This is a genomic window from Lentzea kentuckyensis, from assembly GCF_002150765.1.
GTDB lineage: Bacteria > Actinomycetota > Actinomycetes > Mycobacteriales > Pseudonocardiaceae > Lentzea > Lentzea kentuckyensis.
Genome location: NZ_MUYM01000061.1, coordinates 1 through 17,511, shown reverse-complemented (window position 1 = coordinate 17,511; position 17,511 = coordinate 1). Strand labels below are relative to the sequence as shown.

Genomic DNA, 17,511 nt, shown 5'->3' with positions numbered 1-17,511 from the left:
TTGATCCACGGGCGTGCTTGCGTCGCCCGTGGATTCGTCTTGGTCAACCGGAGGGGTCTGTTTCATGGCGGTCGAGGTCGGTTCGGAAGCCCCGGACTTCACGCTCAACGACTACAACAAGCAGCCTGTGACGCTGTCGTCGTTCCGTGGTGCGAAGAACGTGCTTCTGGTCTTCTACCCGTTCGCGTTCAGTGGCATCTGCAACGGCGAGCTCTGTCAGTTGCGCGACGAACTCGCGACGTACGAGGACGAGAACGTCCAGGTGCTGGGCATCTCGGTGGACTCCCCGTTCGCCCTGAAGGCCTGGGCGAACCAGGAGGGCTACCAGTTCCCGCTGCTCTCGGACTTCTGGCCGCACGGCGCCGTCGCGCAGTCGTACGGCGTGTTCAACGAGGCCGTGGGCATGGCGCTGCGGGGCACGTTCCTGATCGACACCGCCGGCGTGGTGCGCTTCGCCGAGGTGAACGCGCCGGGTGAGGCCCGCGATCAGGACGCCTGGAAGAAGGCCGTAGCCTCACTCAAGGCATGATGTAGCTGTACCCCGGTGCTCTCGGCGCCGGGTCGGGGCGTGTAGCTCAGCGGAAGAGCACTCGGTTTACACCCGAGCGGTCGCAGGTTCGAACCCTGTCGCGCCCACGGCCGAAGGCCGACCCTGCTCAGTGGCTTCGCCACTTTCGCCGGTCGGCCGTGGATGATGTTTGTGGGCCGAGCCCCCCAAACCCCCCACGGTGCGGTTGGTCCCGACCCAGCGTGGCTGCTCCGCCCCCTTTGCTCGGCCGCCTTGGCGAGGCTCACCAGAAGTGAGCACGGGAACACAGAACGTTTGATATGAATCGTGCCGTGCAGACACAGGTGTGGGTCGCGATCCTCTCCCTCACCGGCGTGGTGCTCGGTGGCGGCCTTTCCTTCCTGGTGCAGACCACGGTGCAGCGCCGGGTCGAGCGCAACGACCAGCGAAAGCAGACGGCTGAGCGGGCCGATGCGCGGCGGGCGGAGCGGCTGGAGCTGTTGCGAGAGTTCATCCGGGTTGCCCAGCAGGCGGAACGCGCGGCCGAGGACCGGGACGATACGCCCGCCTGGAAGTCGCGGGCTCTGGATGTGCTCGACGAGTTGTGGGTGTGCGAACGGATGATCCACGTCCTGTTCGCCTCGTCACTGCACGAGCTGGCTCGCGGTTACGTGAAGGCTCTCGACCACGTGCTGTGGCAGGAGCCCGCTGAAGGCACGCTGTGGGATCAGCTGAGGGGTCCCAAGGTCGCGTTCCTCGGCGCCGCGCGGGACGAGCTGGGTCGCTGATGCCGGCCGGCGATGCTCTGGTCGACGCCGTCGCGGAGGAGCTCGAACGCGCGGGGCGCGGCGTTTCCGCGCTCGAACTGCCCGAACTGCGCCGGATCTGGGCTCGGTCTCAGGCCGGGGTGTGGGACGACGCCGCGCTGGAACTGTTGCTGCGGCACGGCATCGAGGCGCTCGGTGGCGGAGTCGGCGACACCGCGGTTCGGGTGCGCGCGGCCGAGCTCGGGCGGTCGCTGGCCGCTGTGCTGGTCGCGCGGGAGAGCGTCCACATCAAACTGGAGTCGCGCGACAACCTGGCGTCGATGCTGGCGAACCTGCCCGCGGACGAGACGACCGAGGCCGGGCGTCGCGTGGTCAAGCCCGTCACCGCGGCCGTGGCGCTCGTCACCGCGGTGGCCGTCGCGGTGGGTGTCACGCTGGTGGTCGCGAAGCTGGTGGCTGGTGGCGGGGGACCGGACGACGAGCTGAAGACGGCGTCGTCCTCGTCACCGCCGCTGAAGATCCAGGACGTCACGAACTTCCGGAACAGCGCACGGGACCAGCGGTACGTGTTGTCCGAGGCGGTGACCGAGCCGCCGCCGGGCGTCGTCGCGGTGAACGAGACGGCCGAGAGCTTCGGGACGTGGTACCAGAAGCACGGTGGCACCGCGCTGGACTACGGGTTCACCAACATCACGGTGCAGGGCAACGACAGCAAGCCTGTCCGCATCACCGACATGAAGATCGCCAAGCAGTGCTCGGCCCCGCTCGACGGCACGTTCCTCAAGGGGTACACGCAGGGCGGCGAACGCGAGACGATCAAGATCGCGTTCGACCTGGACACCCCGAATCCGATCCCGGAACAGATGACGGCCCTGGAGATCGTGCAGGGGACGGGGCGCAACTACTTCGCGGTCCACACGATCGAGCTGGGGCCTGGCGAGGCGGAGGTGCTGACCGTCGGCGCGTTCACGAAGCGGCCGCAGCACTGCAAGTTCACGCTGCAACTCGTCGTGGCGACGGCGAACGGGACGTTCGTACAGGACGTCGACTCCACCGGGAAGCAGTTCGAGGTCACGGGCAAGGCGCCTGCGGAGAACGAGAAAACGCCGTACTCCGGCTATCAGAAGCTGTACCTCCAGGACTCCTCGCTCTCCTGGAAGAGCCACGACCCGAAGTCAGCGGAAGGGAACTAGGGCCGATGCCGCTCAGGAGGCTGGTTCTGCTCACGGCTGCCGTGTGCCTGCTGGCCGGGCTCGTCACCGTCGTGGTCCTGCGGTCCACCGGCAGCACGCGGCCCGAGGTCGACCTGGCGGCTCCCACCTACGCGTACACGACGCTCAACGAGCTCGTGGTGATGCGCGGCGACAAGGTCCTCGTGAGGGCGAACAGGCCGTTCGACCGGTCGGACCCGCTGCGCAACCAGGTGGTCTGGTCGAACGACGGGAGGTACGTCGCTTTCCTGGCGGGCGCCGACCTGCTGGGAGAGGACGTGGACACCGAACGGCTGGTCGCCATCGACACCGAGACCGGTGAGCAACACGAGTTCCGGTGTCCGAAGTGCAGCTACATCGCCGCCGTCGGGGCCGACGAGGTCCTCGCCAACGACGGGAAGAAGTTCCGGAAGTTCGCCCTGAACGCTCCTGGCCGCGCCGACGGGACCGAGCTGAACCAGCCGCGGATCACCACCGCCGACAAGTACCTCCGCGTCTTTCTCGCGGGCACGCGGGATCTGGCGCTGACGGCCGGTCAGGTCTACACCGGCAACAGCACCTACGGGGCGAAGCTGGAGCTCTTGTCGCCGGACGGGAAGCTGCACCTCGACGTCGATGTGGTCGACTCCAACGTCTACCTCCCCGCCGCGGGCATCTCCGGGCCCACCGCGGCGGACACGAGGTTCGCCGTCGCGGTGCGGAACAACCCCGGCCTGTGCGAGTCCAACTTCCCGGTTCGCGTGGTGGATGCGGAAGGCCAGAGCGAGGACACGGACTGGGGTGCCGCGGCGCCGCCCGGATTCGTCCCGAACAAGGCGCAGGGCATCGAGGTGCGCGACCTGTGGTGGGACAACTCACGAACGTTGCACGCCACGATCGTTTCGTGGACGTGTGACGAGACGAAGCAGGACCACTCCAGCAAGAAGGTGCTGCACTCGCCGTCCAAGCTGTGGAAGCTCGAAGGGCGGAAGTGGGTCCTCGAAGACGACAGCCCTGCCACGGTCGTGCGTCCGCTCGCGGACAACGGCCGTGCGGTCCTGAGCATTCCGGACTGCGTCGGCCCGGTCACGGATCCCGACCCGCAGACCTACTGCCACCTCGGCAAACTGCAGGTCGTGCGGGACGGGCAGCGCACGGACGTGGCCACCGGGGTGCTGAGGGTCTACGCGCCACCGGCGGTGAGCAGCGAGCCGGTGCCCGCGCCTGACCTGTCCGGGGTGGAGAGCCTGAAGAGCGCTCGGGTACCGAGCCTGTGCGGGCACCCCGAAGGCGTCCTGCGGGACGGGAAGCTGCCCGGGATCCCCGAGTCACAGGGGTTCGTGTCGCTGGCGGCCGCGTCCGCACCGAAACAGGCGAAGGACCTCATCGCGAGCGGCGACGTCACCGGGGACGGGAAGCCGGAGACCGCCGCTGTCTTCCACTGCTCCCAGGGTGGCGTCGCCTGGCCGGACAACGTCGTGGTCTACGACGACGGGCGGAACGTGGTGGGCGCCGTCGACCTCGGGAAGTTCGCGCCGTCGTCCGAGAAGGCCTCCGTCCAACGCCTGGAAGTGAGCGGCGGGAAATTCGAGGTCAGGTGGCAGTCCTACCAGGGCGCCGGGTCGTGCAAGAAGACCTGGAGCGCGCAGCTCAAGATCGTGAACAAGGCGGTCGAGGTCGTGGGGCCGGCCCTGCTCGACGGTCCGGCGGGTGCCTGCTGACCGCTGGAACGAGCCGCCGCGGTGCCGTATCTTGTTCCGCGTTTGTCGGGGACGTTTGGGCCCACCACCTCCGAAGGACGACGACCTGTGAAGCGCAAGGGCAAGGCCGCGAAGCCCGTCAGCGGCACCGTCACCCAGGAGCAGATCAAGCTGCTCGCCCTCGTGGAACAGGGTGGCGTGCACCGCGGGGCCACGAGCTGGTACCTGGAGCACCGGCCGGCCAAGCAGTGGGACGCGGACGACCTGGAGATCCTGCAGTTGCGCGGGTGGGTCACCTGGGTCAGGCCGGAGCGGGCGATGGACCACGGGATGGCGGCGCCGGTCGACATCACGGTGCAGGGGCGGGCCGCGTTGCAGCACCACCTGCCGGGTTGGGTGCTGGGACGAAAGGCGATCGCCGCGCCCCCGCCGCGGCTGCCTGCGGTAGAAACGGTCGGGGTGCTCGACGCACTGCAGTAGTGACGTTTCTGGAGGCTGCCGACCAATGTCGAACCTGCTGACCGGTGGCGATCTACGCGCGCGTGAGCACCATCGGATCGAGGACGACGCACGGGCGGAGGGGCCCCTGCATCCCGTGACGTTGCCCAATGGGGTCAAAGTGCACGTGGTCACGGTTGGGCTGGAGCTCACTCGCAAGCTGCTGGCGGACCGCAGGCTGTCCAAGGACAGCGATGCCCTGCAGCGCGAGATCAAGCGTCAGCTCGCCGAGCTCGGCAGCACGCAGACGGACCTCACCGGGTTGTTCGGGCCGAGCATGCTCAACAGCGACAACCCGAAGCACGCACGGTTGCGCGCGCTCGCGGTGAAGGCGTTCAACGGCCAGGCGGTGCAGGAGCTGGCGCCACGCATCGATGAGATCACCACGCAACTGATCGACCGACTCCCGGCCGACACGCGGATCGATCTCGTCCAGGCGTTGGCCGTGCCTATGCCGTTGCACGTGATCGGCGAGGTGCTCGGCGTGCCGGAGCAGGACCGCGCGCGGGTTCGCACGTTGATCGAGACGATGATGTCGATGGACCCCGAGATCTCCCAGCCCGCCAGCGACGCGCTCGGCGGCTACTTCCACACCTTGCTCACGGGCGGCGGGCTGGACGCGGGTTCGTTGTTCGGCGCGTTGGTCGCAGCCGACGACGACGGGGACCGCCTCACACACGACGAACTGATGGCGATGGCGTTCCTTCTGGTCGTGGCGGGACACGAGACGACGGCGAGCCTCATCGCGAACGTTGCACACGACGCGTTGGACAACGGGCTGTGGGAGAAGGCCGCCGCCGATCCCGGGCTGGTGCCGGTGCTCGTCGAGGAGACGCTGCGGCAGAACTCACCGGTCCGCAGCGCCACGCACCGCATCACCACCGAGCCCGTCGAGATCGACGGCACCACTGTCCCCAAGGACACCTTGCTGCTGATCAACCTCGGCTCCGCGGGACGGTGCCCGCTGGCGCACGAGGACGCCGCGCGGTACCGGGTCGACCGCGAGACGACCGGGCACGCGACGTTCGGTCACGGCCCGCACTTCTGCCTGGGCTCGACGCTCGCCCGCCTGGAGACCGAAACGGTGCTGCGGCAGCTCACCGCCCGGTTCCCGCACACCGCGTACTCGGGTGAGGAGCAGCCGGAAGTGACGCACAACGACATCATGGTCAGCCTCAAAACGCTGCCCGTCGTGCTGCGCCGCTGACCTACGCTGGCCAGTGTGGAGATCATTCATGGGGGACCTGAGCACGTCGACGCGGCCGCGCTGATCTGGGCGCACGCGGTCGCGGTCAGAGACGGCTACGACGAGGTTCCGACGCTGGCACAAGCGCGTCCCGGCATCGAGAACGCGCTCGCGAACGAGCCGTCGCTGTTGCTGCTCGCCCGCGAAGACGGTGAGGCGGTGGGGTTTCTCGCCGGAGGTCCACAAGAGACCGGCACCGCGTACATCAACTACGTCGGAGTGCACCCGGACGCGTGGGGCAGGCGCGTGGGGGAGGCGTTGCTCCGGGCGCTGCCCGATGCGTTGATCGAGCACGGATACGAGAACGCCGAGCTGTTGGTCTACGTCGACAACGTCAGGGGCGTGCGGCTGTACGAACGCCTGGGATGGATCAAGGTCGGCGACCCTGCGCCGCATCCGCGCAACGGCCGGGTGGAGCAGCGCTATTCGTTCTCGCCCGAATAGTGGGACGCGGGGGCGTGAGAGCGTTTAGCCGGGGATTAGGGGATCAACCCCAATGCGTCTGACCAGGGCTATCCCCCGGTCCATTTGAGACGTAACTTTCTTCCATGTCAGTCCGCACCTTCGCTGTCGTGGTCGGCCTCGCCTTCTTGCTGGGCGGAGGAGCGATCCTGCTCGTGATGCTGGCGGTGGAGGCACCGAGCGGCTCGCTGGTCCCGTGCGGGAACGGTTTGGGCTTCGGCGTCGACAATCCGGCGGCCGCGGCGGTCAGTCCGGCCTATGTGGACATCTGCGCCGATCTGAGGCACCGCCGGCTGCTCTGGTCGTTGCCGTTGCTCGGGATCGGCGCACTACTGCTGATCGCCTCTTTGGTCGCTTCCCGCACCACTACTCGCCGGTAAGGTCGCGGCATGACGTGGATGGTCTACGGGGCCAACGGCTACACCGGACGTCTCATCGCCGAGCTCGCGGTCAAGCGCGGGGAACGGCCGATCCTCGCCGGTCGCACGAGGGAGAAGGTCGAGCCGATCGCGGACGCGCTGGGGCTCGAGCACCGGGCGTTCGATCTGAGCCAGGCGCCGGCGCACCTCGAGGACGTCGACGCCGTCGTGCACTGCGCCGGCCCATTCGCGCACACCTCCTCCGCGATGGTCGAAGCGTGCCTGACGACCCGTACGCACTACCTCGACATCACCGGCGAGATCGACGTTTTCGAGTCCATCGGACAGAAGGACATTGACGCGCGCAAGGCCGGCATCGTGTTGTTGCCCGGTGCCGGGTTCGATGTCGTGCCCACGGACTGTGTCGCCGCGATCCTGAAGAACGCGCTACCGAGCGCCACGCACCTCGACCTCGCGTTCGTCGTCGGAGGAGGAGCGAGCCCGGGCACGACCAAAACGTCCGTGGAGGCCGCCGCCGTCGGTGGGCGGATCCGCGAGAACGGTGACCTCAAGAGCGTCCGCATCGGACACCGCAGGCGCACCGCCCACTTCCGGTCGGGGCCGCGAGAGGTAGGCAGTATCCCGTGGGGTGACGTGTCTACTGCATACCGTTCGACCGGCATACCGAACATCACGACGTACACGATCGTGCCCGGTGTGATCGGACAGCTGCAGCAGGTGTTCGCGCCCGTGCTGCAGGCACCGCTCGTGCAGAGCGTTGCGAAGTCCGTCGCCGGAAAGGTGAAGGGCCCGGACGAGCGCAGGCGCGCGAACACCAGGGCCGAGGTGTTCGGCGAGGCGTGGGACGCGCGGACCAAGGTCGAATGCGCGATCACCACGCCCAACGCCTACAGCCTCACCGCGGACTCCGTGCTGCGCGCCATCGGCAAGATCAACGGCGTCGCCCCCGGCTCGCACACGCCGTCCAGCGCGTTCGGCGCCGACTTCGTGCGCGAGCTCGACGGCGTCGTCGCGAGCGAGGTCCGCTCAACCTGATCGTTCGTCTCACTTCTCGAGGTGCGGAGCGCCGCCTCGCGACCGAACGTTGACTGTCGACATTCGGATACGATCGGAAACGTGAGCACAGACGCCCTGCCGAGCCTCGACCGTTCGACCCTGCGGGAGCGGGCGCTGGTGGTGCTGCGGTCCGCGATCTTCTCCGGGCAGTACGCGCCGGGCGATCACCTCGGCGAGGTCGAGATCGCCGGCCGTCTGTCGATCAGCCGCGGGACGGTTCGCGAGGCACTGCGTCACCTCGAACAGGAGGGGCTGGTCACGGCCGGGCTGCGGGGCATGCTGCGGGTGCGCGTCCTGTCGCCGGACGAGGTGCGCGAGCTGTATCGGGTGCGGGGTGCCCTGGAGGCGCTGGCGGTCACCGAACTCATCGCGTCGCCGCGCCGGCAGGAGGCGGTCGGGGTGCTGGAGGCGGCGCTGGCGAAGCTGAACGACGCGACCGGCCTCGTCGAGCAGATCGATCTCGACCTCGGGTTTCACGCGCTGCTCTGCGAGCTGTCCGGCAACACCATGCTGCTCAAGGCGTGGCGGCAGCTGGAAGGACCGACGCGGGTGGTCGTGATGAGTGCCGCGGCCGGACAGGACCGCGAGGTCACGCTGTCCGCTGATCATCACCGGCCGATCGTGCGCGCGATCGAACAGGGTGACGCGCAGGCCGCGCGGGCCGTCATCGACGAGCACATGCTGGAAGCTGCCGAGAGGCTGACCGTCCAGTCCTGATCAACGAGCTGATCACTCGGGGTGACGCCCCGACTGTTGGGTGTTGACAGTCGAACAGTCGAGCACGCAGACTCGCTCCCAACACTCGACTGTTGACACTCAACACTGAGCAAGGAGGCTCGCGTGGAGAGTTCTCAGAGACTTGTCGAAGGCAGCCCTCAGAAGATGCGGGTCGCGGTCGGCTGCGGAATCGGCGCGACCATCGAGACCTACGACTTCATCGGGTTCGGGACGGCCGCCGCGCTCTACTTCGGCCACGCGTTCTTCCCGTCGTCCGATCCGCTGTCGGCGTCGCTGCTCTCGTTCGCCACGCTGGGCATCGGGTTCGCGGTGCGCCCGATCGGCGGGATCATCGCGGGCCACCTCGGGGACCGGATCGGGCGCAAGCCGGTGCTGGTCGCGTCGTTGTTGCTGATGGGCGTGGCGACGGTGCTGATCGGCTGTCTGCCCACCTACGAGACGGTGGGCGTGCTGGCCCCGTTGCTGCTCGTCGCCGTGCGCGTCGTGCAGGGCCTCGCGTTCGGCGCCGAGTGGGGCGGCGCGATCCTGATGACGTTCGAGCACGCGCCGTGGCGGCGAAAAGGGCTGTACACCGGGATCACCCAGGCCGGGTTCCCGGTCGGGTTGCTGCTGGCGAACATCGCGTTCCTGTTCAGCGCGCAGCTGCCCGGCACGTGGGCGTGGCGGTTGCCGTTCCTGCTGTCCGCGGTGCTGATCGTGGTCGGGATCCTGATCCGGCTCAAGATCGACGAGTCGCCGGAGTTCGAGGAGCTCAAGGAATCCGGTCAGCGCGCGAAGAACCCGCTGTGGGAGGTCCTGCGCGACGACTGGCGCAACGTGCTGCGGGCCTTCTGCCTGCGGATCGCGGAGACGGCGGGTTACGCGGTGTCTGTCACGTTCATGTTGTCCTACCTGAAGATGGGCGACGAACCGCTGGTGTCCGGCTCGCTCAGCCTGTTCGCGCTCACCACCGCGGCGGCCGTCGGCATCGCGGCGACCACGTTGTGGGGGCACGCGTCGGACCACGTCGGGCGCCGGCCGATCTACCTGCTCGGCTGCGTGATCACGCTCGCCTGGGGCGTACCGCTGTTCCTGACGGTGAACACCGGTGCGGCGGCGCTGATCGTGGTCGCGTTCGTCATCAGCTACGCGGTCTGCCAGAACTCGCTGGCCGGGGTGCAGGGCGCGTGGTTCTCGGAGTTGTTCGACGCCAGGACCCGCACGGCGGGAGTGTCGCTGGCCTACCAGATCTCGGCGGTCGTCTCCGGGTTCACCCCGCTGATCGCGACGGCGCTCTACGCGGGCACGGGGTGGATCGGGCCGGCACTGCTGTTCTCCGGTTACGGACTTCTGGGACTGCTCGCCGCGGTCACCACACGCGAGACGTGGGGACCCGCCCAGCGGCAGAACGTGGTGACGCGAAAGGAAGAAGCGGTTGTCTGAGCGAGTGCGCCGGCTCCAGGAGTCGGCACGGCGGATCCGGCGGTACGCGCTCGACATGGGGGAGGTGCAGGGCCAGGGCTACATCGGCCAGGCGCTGGGCGTCGCCGACGTGCTGGCCGTGGCCTACGGCGATCAGCTGAGGTTCCGCCCGGACGACCCGGAGTGGGATGGCCGCGACCGGTTCCTGTTGTCCATCGGGCACTACGCCATCGCGCTGTACGCGGCGCTCGCCGAGGCCGGTGTGCTCGACGTGGCGGAGCTGCAGACCTACGGCTGCGACGACTCCCGCCTGCCGATGTCCGGGATGGCCTCGTACACGCCGGGCATGGAGATTTCCGGCGGCTCGCTCGGCCACGGGTTGGGCGTCGCCACCGGAATGGCGCTCGGCCTGCGGTACCAAGGCAGCGGCGCGCGGGTGTTCAACCTGCTCTCCGACGGTGAACTTGACGAGGGCTCCACCTGGGAGGCCGCGCTCGCGTGCGCCCACCACGGCCTCGGCAACGTCACGGCGATCATCGACGTCAACGCGTTGCAGGCGGATGGCCCGACCGCCGGTGTGTTGCGCACGGAACCGTTGCTGGACAAGTGGAAGTCGTTCGGCTGGCGCGCACTGCGAGTCGACGGCAACGACATCGGTCAGCTGGTCGCCGCGTTCGACCTGCTCGCGGAACACCGCGACGCGCCCTCCGTGCTGATCTGCGACACCAAGGTCGGCCACGGCGTGCCGTTCCTGGAATCCAGGCCCAAAGCCCACTTCATGCCCGTCGAGCCGCACGAGTGGCAGCTCGCCCGCGAGGCGCTGGAGGTTCCCGCATGACGACCCCGACGAAGAGGCTCACCACCTCGGCGATGATCGCCTCGTTCGCCGACGAGGGCCAGCGCACCGCGAAGGCGCCGTTCGGTCAGGCACTCGTTCGGCTCGCCCAGGAGCGCACCGACGTCGTCGGCCTGTCCGCCGACCTCGCCAAGTACACCGACATGCACGTGTTCCGCAAGGCGTTCCCGGAGCGGTTCTTCCAGATGGGCATGGCGGAGCAGGTCATGCTCGGTGCCGCAGCGGGAATGGCCGAGGTCGGGCTGGTGCCGTTCGCGTCGACCTACTCGGTGTTCGCGACTCGGCGCGCGTACGACTTCCTGTGCCTGGACATCGCCGAACCGGCGTTGAACGTCAACGTCGTGGGAGCGCTGCCAGGGCTGACGACCGGGTACGGGCCGAGCCACCAGGCCACCGAGGACCTCGCGATCCTGCGGGCGATGCCGAACCTGACGATCGTCGACCCGTGCGACTCGGTCGACATCGAGCAGGCAGTGCCCGCGCTCGCCGCCGCACCCGGCCCCACCTACATGAGGTTGTTGCGCGGCAACGTGCCCACGGTGCTCGACGAGTACGACTACACGTTCGAACTCGGCAAAGCCGCGCCGCTGCGCACGGGCAGGGACGTGCTCATGATCTCCACCGGACTCATGACCATGCGCGCACTCCAAGCAGCGCAACAACTTGAGCGTGACCACGTCGACGCCGCCGTGCTGCACGTGCCGACCATCAAGCCGTTCGACACCGAGACGGTACTGCGGGAAACGGCAGGCGATCGGCTCGTCGTCACCCTGGAGAACCACTCGGTGGTGGGCGGTCTCGCCGAGTCGGTGGCCTCCTGTCTGGCGTTCGCGGGACGAGGCAGGCGAATCGTGCCGATCGCGCTGCCGGACGAGTTCCTCGCCGCGGGTGCGCTGCCGACCCTGCACGACCGCTACGGCCTGTCCGTCGACGCCATCACCGCGCGTGTGCGCGCCGAACTCTGAGCAGGAGAGCCCCTCATGACCTCCATTCGCACCGCTGTGATCACCGGCGCGGCGTCCGAACGCGGCATCGGCAGGGCCACCGCCCACGCACTGGCCGCGGCCGGGTGGGAGATCGCGGTCCTCGACCTCGACGAGGCCGGCGCGAAGGCCGCCGCCGACGAGATCTCCGGACTCCACGGCGTGCGCGCGATCGGCTTGCGCGCCGACGTGACCGATCGCGACGAGGTGGACGCCACGGTGTCCACTGTGGAGTCGACGCTCGCGCCGATCGGGGCGTTGGTGAACAACGCGGGCATCACCTCGCCGGTGCGTTTCCTCGACGTCGACGACGCCGAGTGGGACCGGGTGTTCGAGGTGAACGTCCGCGGCAGCTACCTGATGACGCGGCGGATCGCCCCGGCCATGGCCGATCGTGGTTTCGGCCGGATCGTCATGCTGTCGTCGGTGTCGGCTGAACGCGGCGGCGGTGTGTTCGGCGGCGTCGCCTACTCGGCGGCCAAGGCCGCGCTGCTCGGGTTCTCCCGTGCGCTGGCGCGGGAACTCGGCCCGAACGGTGTCACGGTCAACTCCGTCGCGCCTGGCCTGATCGACACCGACATCACCGCGGGCAAGCTGTCCGACGAACGCAAGGCCGCGATGGTGGCCGGCATCCCGGTCCAGCGCACCGGCGCTGTCGCCGATGTCGCTGAAGTCATCGCGTTCCTGTGCCGCCCGGACACCGGCTATGTCACCGGCGCCACCTACGACGTCAACGGCGGTTCGCACATCCACTGAACGCGAAATGGGCGGTCCGGAACGCCGGACCGCCCATTTCGCGTGGACTCAGCGGGGCGCGAGCAGGCTGGTGATCTCCTGCGACGCCGACACGGTCAGCAGGTGCTGGAGGTTCTCCGGGAGGTCCTCGCCGCGCGCCTGCTTCGCCTGCGCGTAGAGGCGGCCGGCGCGGTAGGAGGAGCGGACCAGCGGACCCGCCATCACACCGAGGAAGCCGATCTTCTCGGCCGTCTCCTTGTGCTCGACGAACTCCTCCGGCTTCACCCAGCGCTCGACCGGGTGGTGGCGCGGGGAAGGGCGCAGGTACTGCGTGATGGTGATGATGTCGCAGCCCGCGTCGTAGAGGTCGGCGAGCGCCTCGGTGACCTCCTCGGGGGTCTCGCCCATGCCGAGGATCAGGTTCGACTTGGTGACCAGGCCGAACTCGCGGGCCTTGGTGATGACCTCGAGGGACCGCTCGTAGCGGAACGCCGGGCGGATGCGCTTGAAGATCCGCGGGACGGTCTCCAGGTTGTGCGCGAGCACCTCGGGGCGGGACTCGAAGACCTCGGCCAGCTGCTCCGGGACCGCGTTGAAGTCCGGGATCAGCAGCTCGACGCCGGTGCCGGGGTTCATCTCGTGGATCTGGCGGACCGTCTCGGCGTACAGCCACGCGCCGCCGTCCTCCAGGTCGTCCCTGGCGACACCGGTGACGGTGGAGTAGCGCAGGCCCATCGCCTGGACCGACTCGGCGACCCGGCGGGGCTCGTCGCGGTCGAGGTCGGCGGGCTTGCCCGTGTCGATCTGGCAGAAGTCGCAGCGCCGGGTGCACTGCTCGCCGCCGATCAGGAACGTGGCCTCGCGGTCTTCCCAGCACTCGTAGATGTTGGGACAGCCGGCCTCTTCGCAGACCGTGTGCAGGCCCTCGCGCTTGACCAGACTCTTGAGCTCCCGGTACTCGGGGCCCATCTTCGCCCGCGTCTTGATCCACGAGGGCTTCTTCTCGATCGGCGTCTGGCTGTTGCGGACCTCGAGCCGCAGCAGCTTCCGACCCTCAGGTACCACAGTCACCACCTCACCCTACGCTGCGCCCTCGCGTGTCCGGCGTCACGCACGTCCGACCGAGGATAAGTGCCAGAACCGGGCTTCCGGTCGAGGATTCGTTGTCCGCGATCTGTTGTTGACGCACGCATCGTCGAACATGAACAACGCGGCCGGATGAAGATGGGTCCCAGGCCCGGAGGTGACGACCGGGCCTCCGCCGGCGCCTTCCCAACTCCCCCCGGGCGAGGGCGCCGGCACCCCGCGCTCGCGGACGCGTCAGGGCAGGTCGGGCGTGATGCCGGTCAGCTTGATCGTGAGTTCCCAGAGGCGGCTCGCGGCGAGGTCGTCGCGGGCGGCGGCGGTCATCCGCGCGACGGTGGGGTGGCCGCGATACCCGTTGAAGCTGTCCGGCCCGTAGTACTCGCCACCGCGCGCGTCGGGTGACGTCGCCGCGTAGAGCTGCGGCAGCGCGCCCATCTCGACGGACTGCGAGAACAGGTGGCTGATCTTGCCGCCGAGCCGCAGGAACAACGACTTGTGCGCGTCGGCCATGTTGTTGGTCAGTTCGGTGACCGTCACGCCGGGATGTGCGGCGATGGACGTCACGTCCGATGAACGCCGTTCCAGTTCGCGCGCGAACAAGATGTTGGCGAGCTTCGACTGGCCGTACGAGCCGCGGTAGCTGTACGAGCGACGCTCCCAGTTCGGGTCGTCGAAGTTGATGCGGCCGTACTGGTGCGCCAGGGACGCCACGGTGACAACGCGCGCGCCCGGCCGTTGCCTCAGCGCGGGCAGCAACAGCCAGGTGAGGGCGGCGTGCCCCAGGTGGTTGGTGCCGAACTGGCGCTCGAAGCCGTCGACCGTCTTGCCGTACGGGACGGCCATGATTCCCGCGTTGTTGATGAGCACGTCGAGCTGGTCGACCTGCTCGGCCGCGGCGCGCACCGAGCTGAGGTCGGCGAGGTCGAGTTCGAGCACCTCGGCCGACCCCTGGACGGCTCGCCGGGCCTCCTGACCTCGTTGGACGGAGCGACAGCCCATGATCACGTGGGCGCCCCTGCCAGCGAGCACCTGGGCGGTGCGCAGGCCGAGGCCGGAGTTCGCACCGGTCACCAGGACTGTGCGGCCGGTCTGGTCGGGGATGTCGGCTTCGGTCCAACGACTCATGCAGTCATTCCTACCGTCCGGTAACTGCCAGCGATAGGTGTGCGTCCAGTACTGCTCGCAACACCGGCTCGTCAGTGGCCAGTTCCGCGGTGACGACGTGCTCGTCCACGGGGCCTTCCAGCGCGGCGGCCTCCATGCGGGCGGTCAGCTTGTTCTGCCAGCGGTGGTCGAGTGCCAGCAGCAGTTCGTGCAGCGATCCGAACACGTCCGGGTCCACGATCAGCGGAGCGGACGGGTCGCGACGGGCGTCGCGCAGCACGGCGTCGAGCGCGTCACGGCGGCGGTAGTGGTCTGTCCAGCCCATGTCTCGTACCCCCGGTTTCTCGCATACCCTCGGTATGACACGACCATACCACCGGTACGTACCGCCGGTATGTGAGATACGTTTCGACCGTGCGAACACGACGCGCCGAGTACTCGGAGTCGACCAGGCAGGCGCTCGTCGACAGCGCGGTGGACCTCTTCACCAAGCGCGGCTACGCCGGCACCTCGCTCGACGAGGTCGTCAAGCGCGCCCGCGTGACCAAAGGCGCGCTCTACCACCACTTCAGTGGCAAACAGGCGTTGTTCGAGGCGGTTTTCGCCCAGGTCGAGACCCGGTCGATCGAGTCGCTGACCGCGGTGGTCACCAGCGAGGGCGACGCGTGGGAGACGGCGGTCGCGGGCCTGCGCGCGTACGTCCGCAAGTGCCTGGAGCCGGAGTACCAGCGGATCATCGTCCACGAGGCGCCGGTCGTGATGGGCTGGGAACGCTGGCGTGAGGCGGAAGAGCACTTCAGCTTCGGTTTGCTCCGCACGGCCGTGCAGCTGCTCGTGGACGCCGGGGAGATCGAGGAAGCGCCCGTCGAGATCATGGCCCGGCTGCTGTTCGGAGCGCTCTCCGCGGGCGCCAGCACCATCGCGAGCTCGTCCGATCCGAAGCGCACCGGGCGTGAGGTCGAACGCGCGATCCTGCGGGTTCTGGAGGGTTTGCGCAAGAAGTAGTCGAGTTCGGCCCTAGCGACCGGGCGCAACGTCGATCACCACGCGGACAACGAGGTGGTCAGCATCATGATCGAACCGGTCAACACGCGCTTGGGACTCGACGGCAAGATCGCTCTGGTCACGTCGGGCACGCACGGTCTTGGGCTCGCCATCGCGAGCAAGCTCTGCGACAACGGCGCACACGTCATCATCACCACGTCCCCCGGCGACGTCGACGCCGAACGCGCCCTGCTCGTGCTCGGCGGCAAGCCGGGTTCGGCGTCCGTCGTGCCGCTGGACATCCAGGACGAGCACGCGGTGCGGGTGCTGCTCGAACAGGTGAAGCTGGAGCGCGGGCGGCTCGACCTGTTCGTGCACCACGCCGTCTCCCCGGACATGACGCCGCTGCTGAACGTCGTGGAACCGCTCGCGAAGGCGTTCGTCGACGGTGGCCGCGTCGTCGTCGCCGGCTACACGGTGACGCCCGTGCACGGCGTGATCCGCACGCTGGCGCTGGAGATGGCCTGGTACCGGGTGGCGGTGAACGCCGTCGTGACGACCGTGATCGACAACGGCCCGATGAACATCGACCCGGAACTGGTGGACCGGCTCGCGATCAAGAGCCCGTCCGGCCGGGTGACGCTGCCGGAGGACGTGGCGAACGCGGTGGCGTTGCTGTGCGCGGACGAGGCCGCGTGGATCCAGGGACAGGTGATCACCGTCGACGGCGGGCTGGAACTGCTGGAGCGGTGGGGAGAGACGCGCTGAGCGATTCGTCGTGGCGTCCCGGCCCGGCCTCGTCGGCCGGGCCGGTTGTCTTGTTCACGGACGTGATGCCCGAGCCGTATTGCCGATATGGCCGGCCGCTGGAGTTCCGCTCGTGCGTGACCGGAGTCGTGTCTATGTGTCAGCGTGCAGTGACTGGACGTCATCAGCCTATAGAGGTTGCAAATTGCCTCTAGCGCATTCGGAGTAGTAAAAGGCGGGGTCCGCTCAAATGCTTGTCCGGCACGGTCACCGAGTGTAAAACTCGAAAAGTGGGCAGGGGGACCGCGCAAGGGGGCTGATGATGATCAGAGTCTTACTCGCCGAGGACGTGCAAATGGTCCGTGGCGCATTGGTCGCCTTGTTGAATCTCGAACCAGATATTGAGGTCGTCGCCTCAGTGGCGACAGGTGACGAAATCGTGCCCGCAGTCGCAAAGAGTCAACCGGACGTCGCCGTCCTCGACATCGACCTTCCCGGTATGGACGGCCTTTCCGCCGCGACGGTCATCCACGACACGGCACCTGGGACGCGCACCTTGATCCTGACGAGTCTCGGTCGCCCGGGAACCCTGCGCCGCGCTCTCAACGCCAGGGTGAACGGTTTCATCCTCAAGGACGCCCCCGTCAACGAACTCGCCGACGCCATCCGCGGCGTCTCCGTCGGCCGCCGGGTCATCGATTCCCAGCTGGCGCTCTCCGCGTGGGACACCGACGAGTGCCCGCTCACGCCGCGCGAGCTCGAAGTGCTCCGGCTGGCCTCCGACGGGGCGGACGCCATGGAGATCGCCACCACCCTCTTCCTGTCCGTCGGCACCATCCGCAACTACCTGACGGCGGCGACGGCGAAGCTCGACGCCCGCAACCGCGTCGACGCCGTCCGCATCGCCCGCAAGGCCGGCTGGTTCTAACCCGCTTGACGCCGCCGCGCCGTTGCAACGACCGTTTGCGGTCGACCGCAACCCCACTTGCAAAAGCCCAGCTCACCGCCTCGCCGCCCCATCCTTATGCAAAAGACGTTTGCGGACGACCGCAAACGTCTTTTGCATAAGG

General features: G+C 68.3%; 20 protein-coding genes and 1 tRNA gene. 18 read left to right on the top strand and 3 right to left on the bottom strand.

The genetic code is table 11. The features are described from left to right. The first annotated feature begins 64 nt into the window (after positions 1-64). The 15 genes from B0F77_RS27100 (at position 65) to B0F77_RS27030 (ending at position 12,541) form a co-directional block, all read left to right on the top strand. Positions 65-529, top strand: a complete 465-nt coding sequence (locus B0F77_RS27100; protein ID WP_086665814.1) for a peroxiredoxin — start codon at positions 65-67, stop codon at positions 527-529. Between the two features lie 35 nt (positions 530-564). Further along, positions 565-636, top strand: a tRNA-Val gene (locus B0F77_RS27095). Between the two features lie 204 nt (positions 637-840). After that, a complete protein-coding gene (locus tag B0F77_RS27090; RefSeq protein ID WP_086665813.1) occupies positions 841-1,296 on the top strand; it encodes a hypothetical protein in 456 nt (151 codons plus the stop codon). After that, entirely contained in the window at positions 1,296-2,468 is a 1,173-nt protein-coding gene (locus B0F77_RS27085) for a hypothetical protein (RefSeq protein ID WP_086665812.1), read from the top strand. The genes B0F77_RS27090 and B0F77_RS27085 overlap by 1 nt, the downstream gene beginning before the upstream one ends. Before the next feature lie 5 nt (positions 2,469-2,473). Further along, positions 2,474-4,186, top strand: a complete 1,713-nt coding sequence (locus B0F77_RS27080; RefSeq protein WP_086665811.1) for a hypothetical protein — start codon at positions 2,474-2,476, stop codon at positions 4,184-4,186. A gap of 87 nt (positions 4,187-4,273) precedes the next feature. Beyond that, positions 4,274-4,645, top strand: a complete 372-nt coding sequence (locus tag B0F77_RS27075) for a hypothetical protein (protein WP_086665810.1) — start codon at positions 4,274-4,276, stop codon at positions 4,643-4,645. Between the two features lie 25 nt (positions 4,646-4,670). Further along, positions 4,671-5,870: a cytochrome P450 gene (locus B0F77_RS27070; RefSeq protein WP_086665809.1), complete on the top strand. Its 1,200-nt coding sequence runs from the start codon at positions 4,671-4,673 to the stop codon at positions 5,868-5,870. Positions 5,871-5,885: 15 nt separating this feature from the next. Then, positions 5,886-6,353, top strand: a complete 468-nt coding sequence (locus B0F77_RS27065) for a GNAT family N-acetyltransferase (RefSeq protein WP_158102835.1) — start codon at positions 5,886-5,888, stop codon at positions 6,351-6,353. Positions 6,354-6,457: 104 nt separating this feature from the next. Then, a complete protein-coding gene (locus B0F77_RS27060) occupies positions 6,458-6,751 on the top strand; it encodes a hypothetical protein (RefSeq protein WP_086665807.1) in 294 nt (97 codons plus the stop codon). 9 nt (positions 6,752-6,760) lie between these two features. Then, the gene (locus B0F77_RS27055) at positions 6,761-7,786 is read left to right on the top strand and encodes a saccharopine dehydrogenase family protein (protein ID WP_086665806.1); all 1,026 of its coding nucleotides are present in this window, start codon (positions 6,761-6,763) and stop codon (positions 7,784-7,786) included. Positions 7,787-7,867: 81 nt separating this feature from the next. Further along, positions 7,868-8,524, top strand: coding sequence for a GntR family transcriptional regulator (locus B0F77_RS27050; protein WP_245848688.1), 657 nt, complete (start codon positions 7,868-7,870; stop codon positions 8,522-8,524). Positions 8,525-8,647: 123 nt separating this feature from the next. Beyond that, positions 8,648-9,967, top strand: coding sequence for an MFS transporter (locus B0F77_RS27045; RefSeq protein ID WP_245848687.1), 1,320 nt, complete (start codon positions 8,648-8,650; stop codon positions 9,965-9,967). Then, positions 9,960-10,784, top strand: a complete 825-nt coding sequence (locus B0F77_RS27040; RefSeq protein ID WP_086665804.1) for a transketolase — start codon at positions 9,960-9,962, stop codon at positions 10,782-10,784. The genes B0F77_RS27045 and B0F77_RS27040 overlap by 8 nt, the downstream gene beginning before the upstream one ends. Then, complete coding sequence (locus B0F77_RS27035; protein ID WP_086665803.1) at positions 10,781-11,767, top strand: transketolase family protein; 987 nt, start codon at positions 10,781-10,783, stop codon at positions 11,765-11,767. Before B0F77_RS27040 ends, B0F77_RS27035 begins: the two co-directional genes overlap by 4 nt. A gap of 15 nt (positions 11,768-11,782) precedes the next feature. After that, positions 11,783-12,541 carry an SDR family NAD(P)-dependent oxidoreductase gene (locus tag B0F77_RS27030; protein WP_086665802.1) on the top strand — a complete coding sequence of 253 codons (759 nt, stop codon included), beginning with the start codon at positions 11,783-11,785 and terminating at the stop codon, positions 12,539-12,541. Between the two features lie 48 nt (positions 12,542-12,589). On the opposite strand, the gene lipA is transcribed toward B0F77_RS27030, so the two are convergent. From lipA to B0F77_RS27015, 3 genes are all read right to left on the bottom strand, one after another. Beyond that, the gene (gene lipA, locus B0F77_RS27025) at positions 12,590-13,591 is read right to left on the bottom strand and encodes a lipoyl synthase (protein ID WP_086665903.1); all 1,002 of its coding nucleotides are present in this window, start codon (positions 13,589-13,591) and stop codon (positions 12,590-12,592) included. A gap of 249 nt (positions 13,592-13,840) precedes the next feature. Further along, on the bottom strand, positions 13,841-14,731 hold the full coding sequence (locus tag B0F77_RS27020; protein ID WP_086665801.1) for an oxidoreductase: 891 nt from the start codon (positions 14,729-14,731) through the stop codon (positions 13,841-13,843). A gap of 10 nt (positions 14,732-14,741) precedes the next feature. Beyond that, entirely contained in the window at positions 14,742-15,035 is a 294-nt protein-coding gene (locus tag B0F77_RS27015) for a hypothetical protein (protein WP_086665800.1), read from the bottom strand. A gap of 89 nt (positions 15,036-15,124) precedes the next feature. Between B0F77_RS27015 and B0F77_RS27010 the strand changes: the two genes are divergently transcribed. The 3 genes from B0F77_RS27010 to B0F77_RS27000 all read left to right on the top strand — a co-directional run bounded on the left by B0F77_RS27010 (position 15,125) and on the right by B0F77_RS27000 (position 17,369). Beyond that, the gene (locus B0F77_RS27010) at positions 15,125-15,715 is read left to right on the top strand and encodes a TetR/AcrR family transcriptional regulator (protein WP_086665902.1); all 591 of its coding nucleotides are present in this window, start codon (positions 15,125-15,127) and stop codon (positions 15,713-15,715) included. Positions 15,716-15,781: 66 nt separating this feature from the next. Beyond that, positions 15,782-16,462: an SDR family NAD(P)-dependent oxidoreductase gene (locus B0F77_RS27005; protein WP_143466924.1), complete on the top strand. Its 681-nt coding sequence runs from the start codon at positions 15,782-15,784 to the stop codon at positions 16,460-16,462. Positions 16,463-16,763: 301 nt separating this feature from the next. Beyond that, positions 16,764-17,369, top strand: coding sequence for a response regulator transcription factor (locus B0F77_RS27000; RefSeq protein ID WP_086665901.1), 606 nt, complete (start codon positions 16,764-16,766; stop codon positions 17,367-17,369). Positions 17,370-17,511 lie beyond the last annotated feature (142 nt).

Bases quoted from the DNA above. Each gene is read 5' to 3' on its own strand.
- B0F77_RS27100 (WP_086665814.1), top strand. From the start codon at position 65: ATGGCGGTCGAGGTCGGTTCGGAAGCCCCGGACTTCACGCTCAACGAC.
- B0F77_RS27085 (WP_086665812.1), top strand. From the start codon at position 1,296: ATGCCGGCCGGCGATGCTCTGGTCGACGCCGTCGCGGAGGAGCTCGAA.
- B0F77_RS27080 (WP_086665811.1), top strand. From the start codon at position 2,474: ATGCCGCTCAGGAGGCTGGTTCTGCTCACGGCTGCCGTGTGCCTGCTG.
- B0F77_RS27070 (WP_086665809.1), top strand. From the start codon at position 4,671: ATGTCGAACCTGCTGACCGGTGGCGATCTACGCGCGCGTGAGCACCAT.
- B0F77_RS27060 (WP_086665807.1), top strand. From the start codon at position 6,458: ATGTCAGTCCGCACCTTCGCTGTCGTGGTCGGCCTCGCCTTCTTGCTG.
- B0F77_RS27055 (WP_086665806.1), top strand. From the start codon at position 6,761: ATGACGTGGATGGTCTACGGGGCCAACGGCTACACCGGACGTCTCATC.
- B0F77_RS27035 (WP_086665803.1), top strand. From the start codon at position 10,781: ATGACGACCCCGACGAAGAGGCTCACCACCTCGGCGATGATCGCCTCG.
- B0F77_RS27030 (WP_086665802.1), top strand. From the start codon at position 11,783: ATGACCTCCATTCGCACCGCTGTGATCACCGGCGCGGCGTCCGAACGC.
- B0F77_RS27020 (WP_086665801.1), bottom strand. From the start codon at position 14,731: ATGAGTCGTTGGACCGAAGCCGACATCCCCGACCAGACCGGCCGCACA.
- B0F77_RS27015 (WP_086665800.1), bottom strand. From the start codon at position 15,035: ATGGGCTGGACAGACCACTACCGCCGCCGTGACGCGCTCGACGCCGTG.
- B0F77_RS27005 (WP_143466924.1), top strand. From the start codon at position 15,782: ATGATCGAACCGGTCAACACGCGCTTGGGACTCGACGGCAAGATCGCT.
- B0F77_RS27000 (WP_086665901.1), top strand. From the start codon at position 16,764: ATGATCAGAGTCTTACTCGCCGAGGACGTGCAAATGGTCCGTGGCGCA.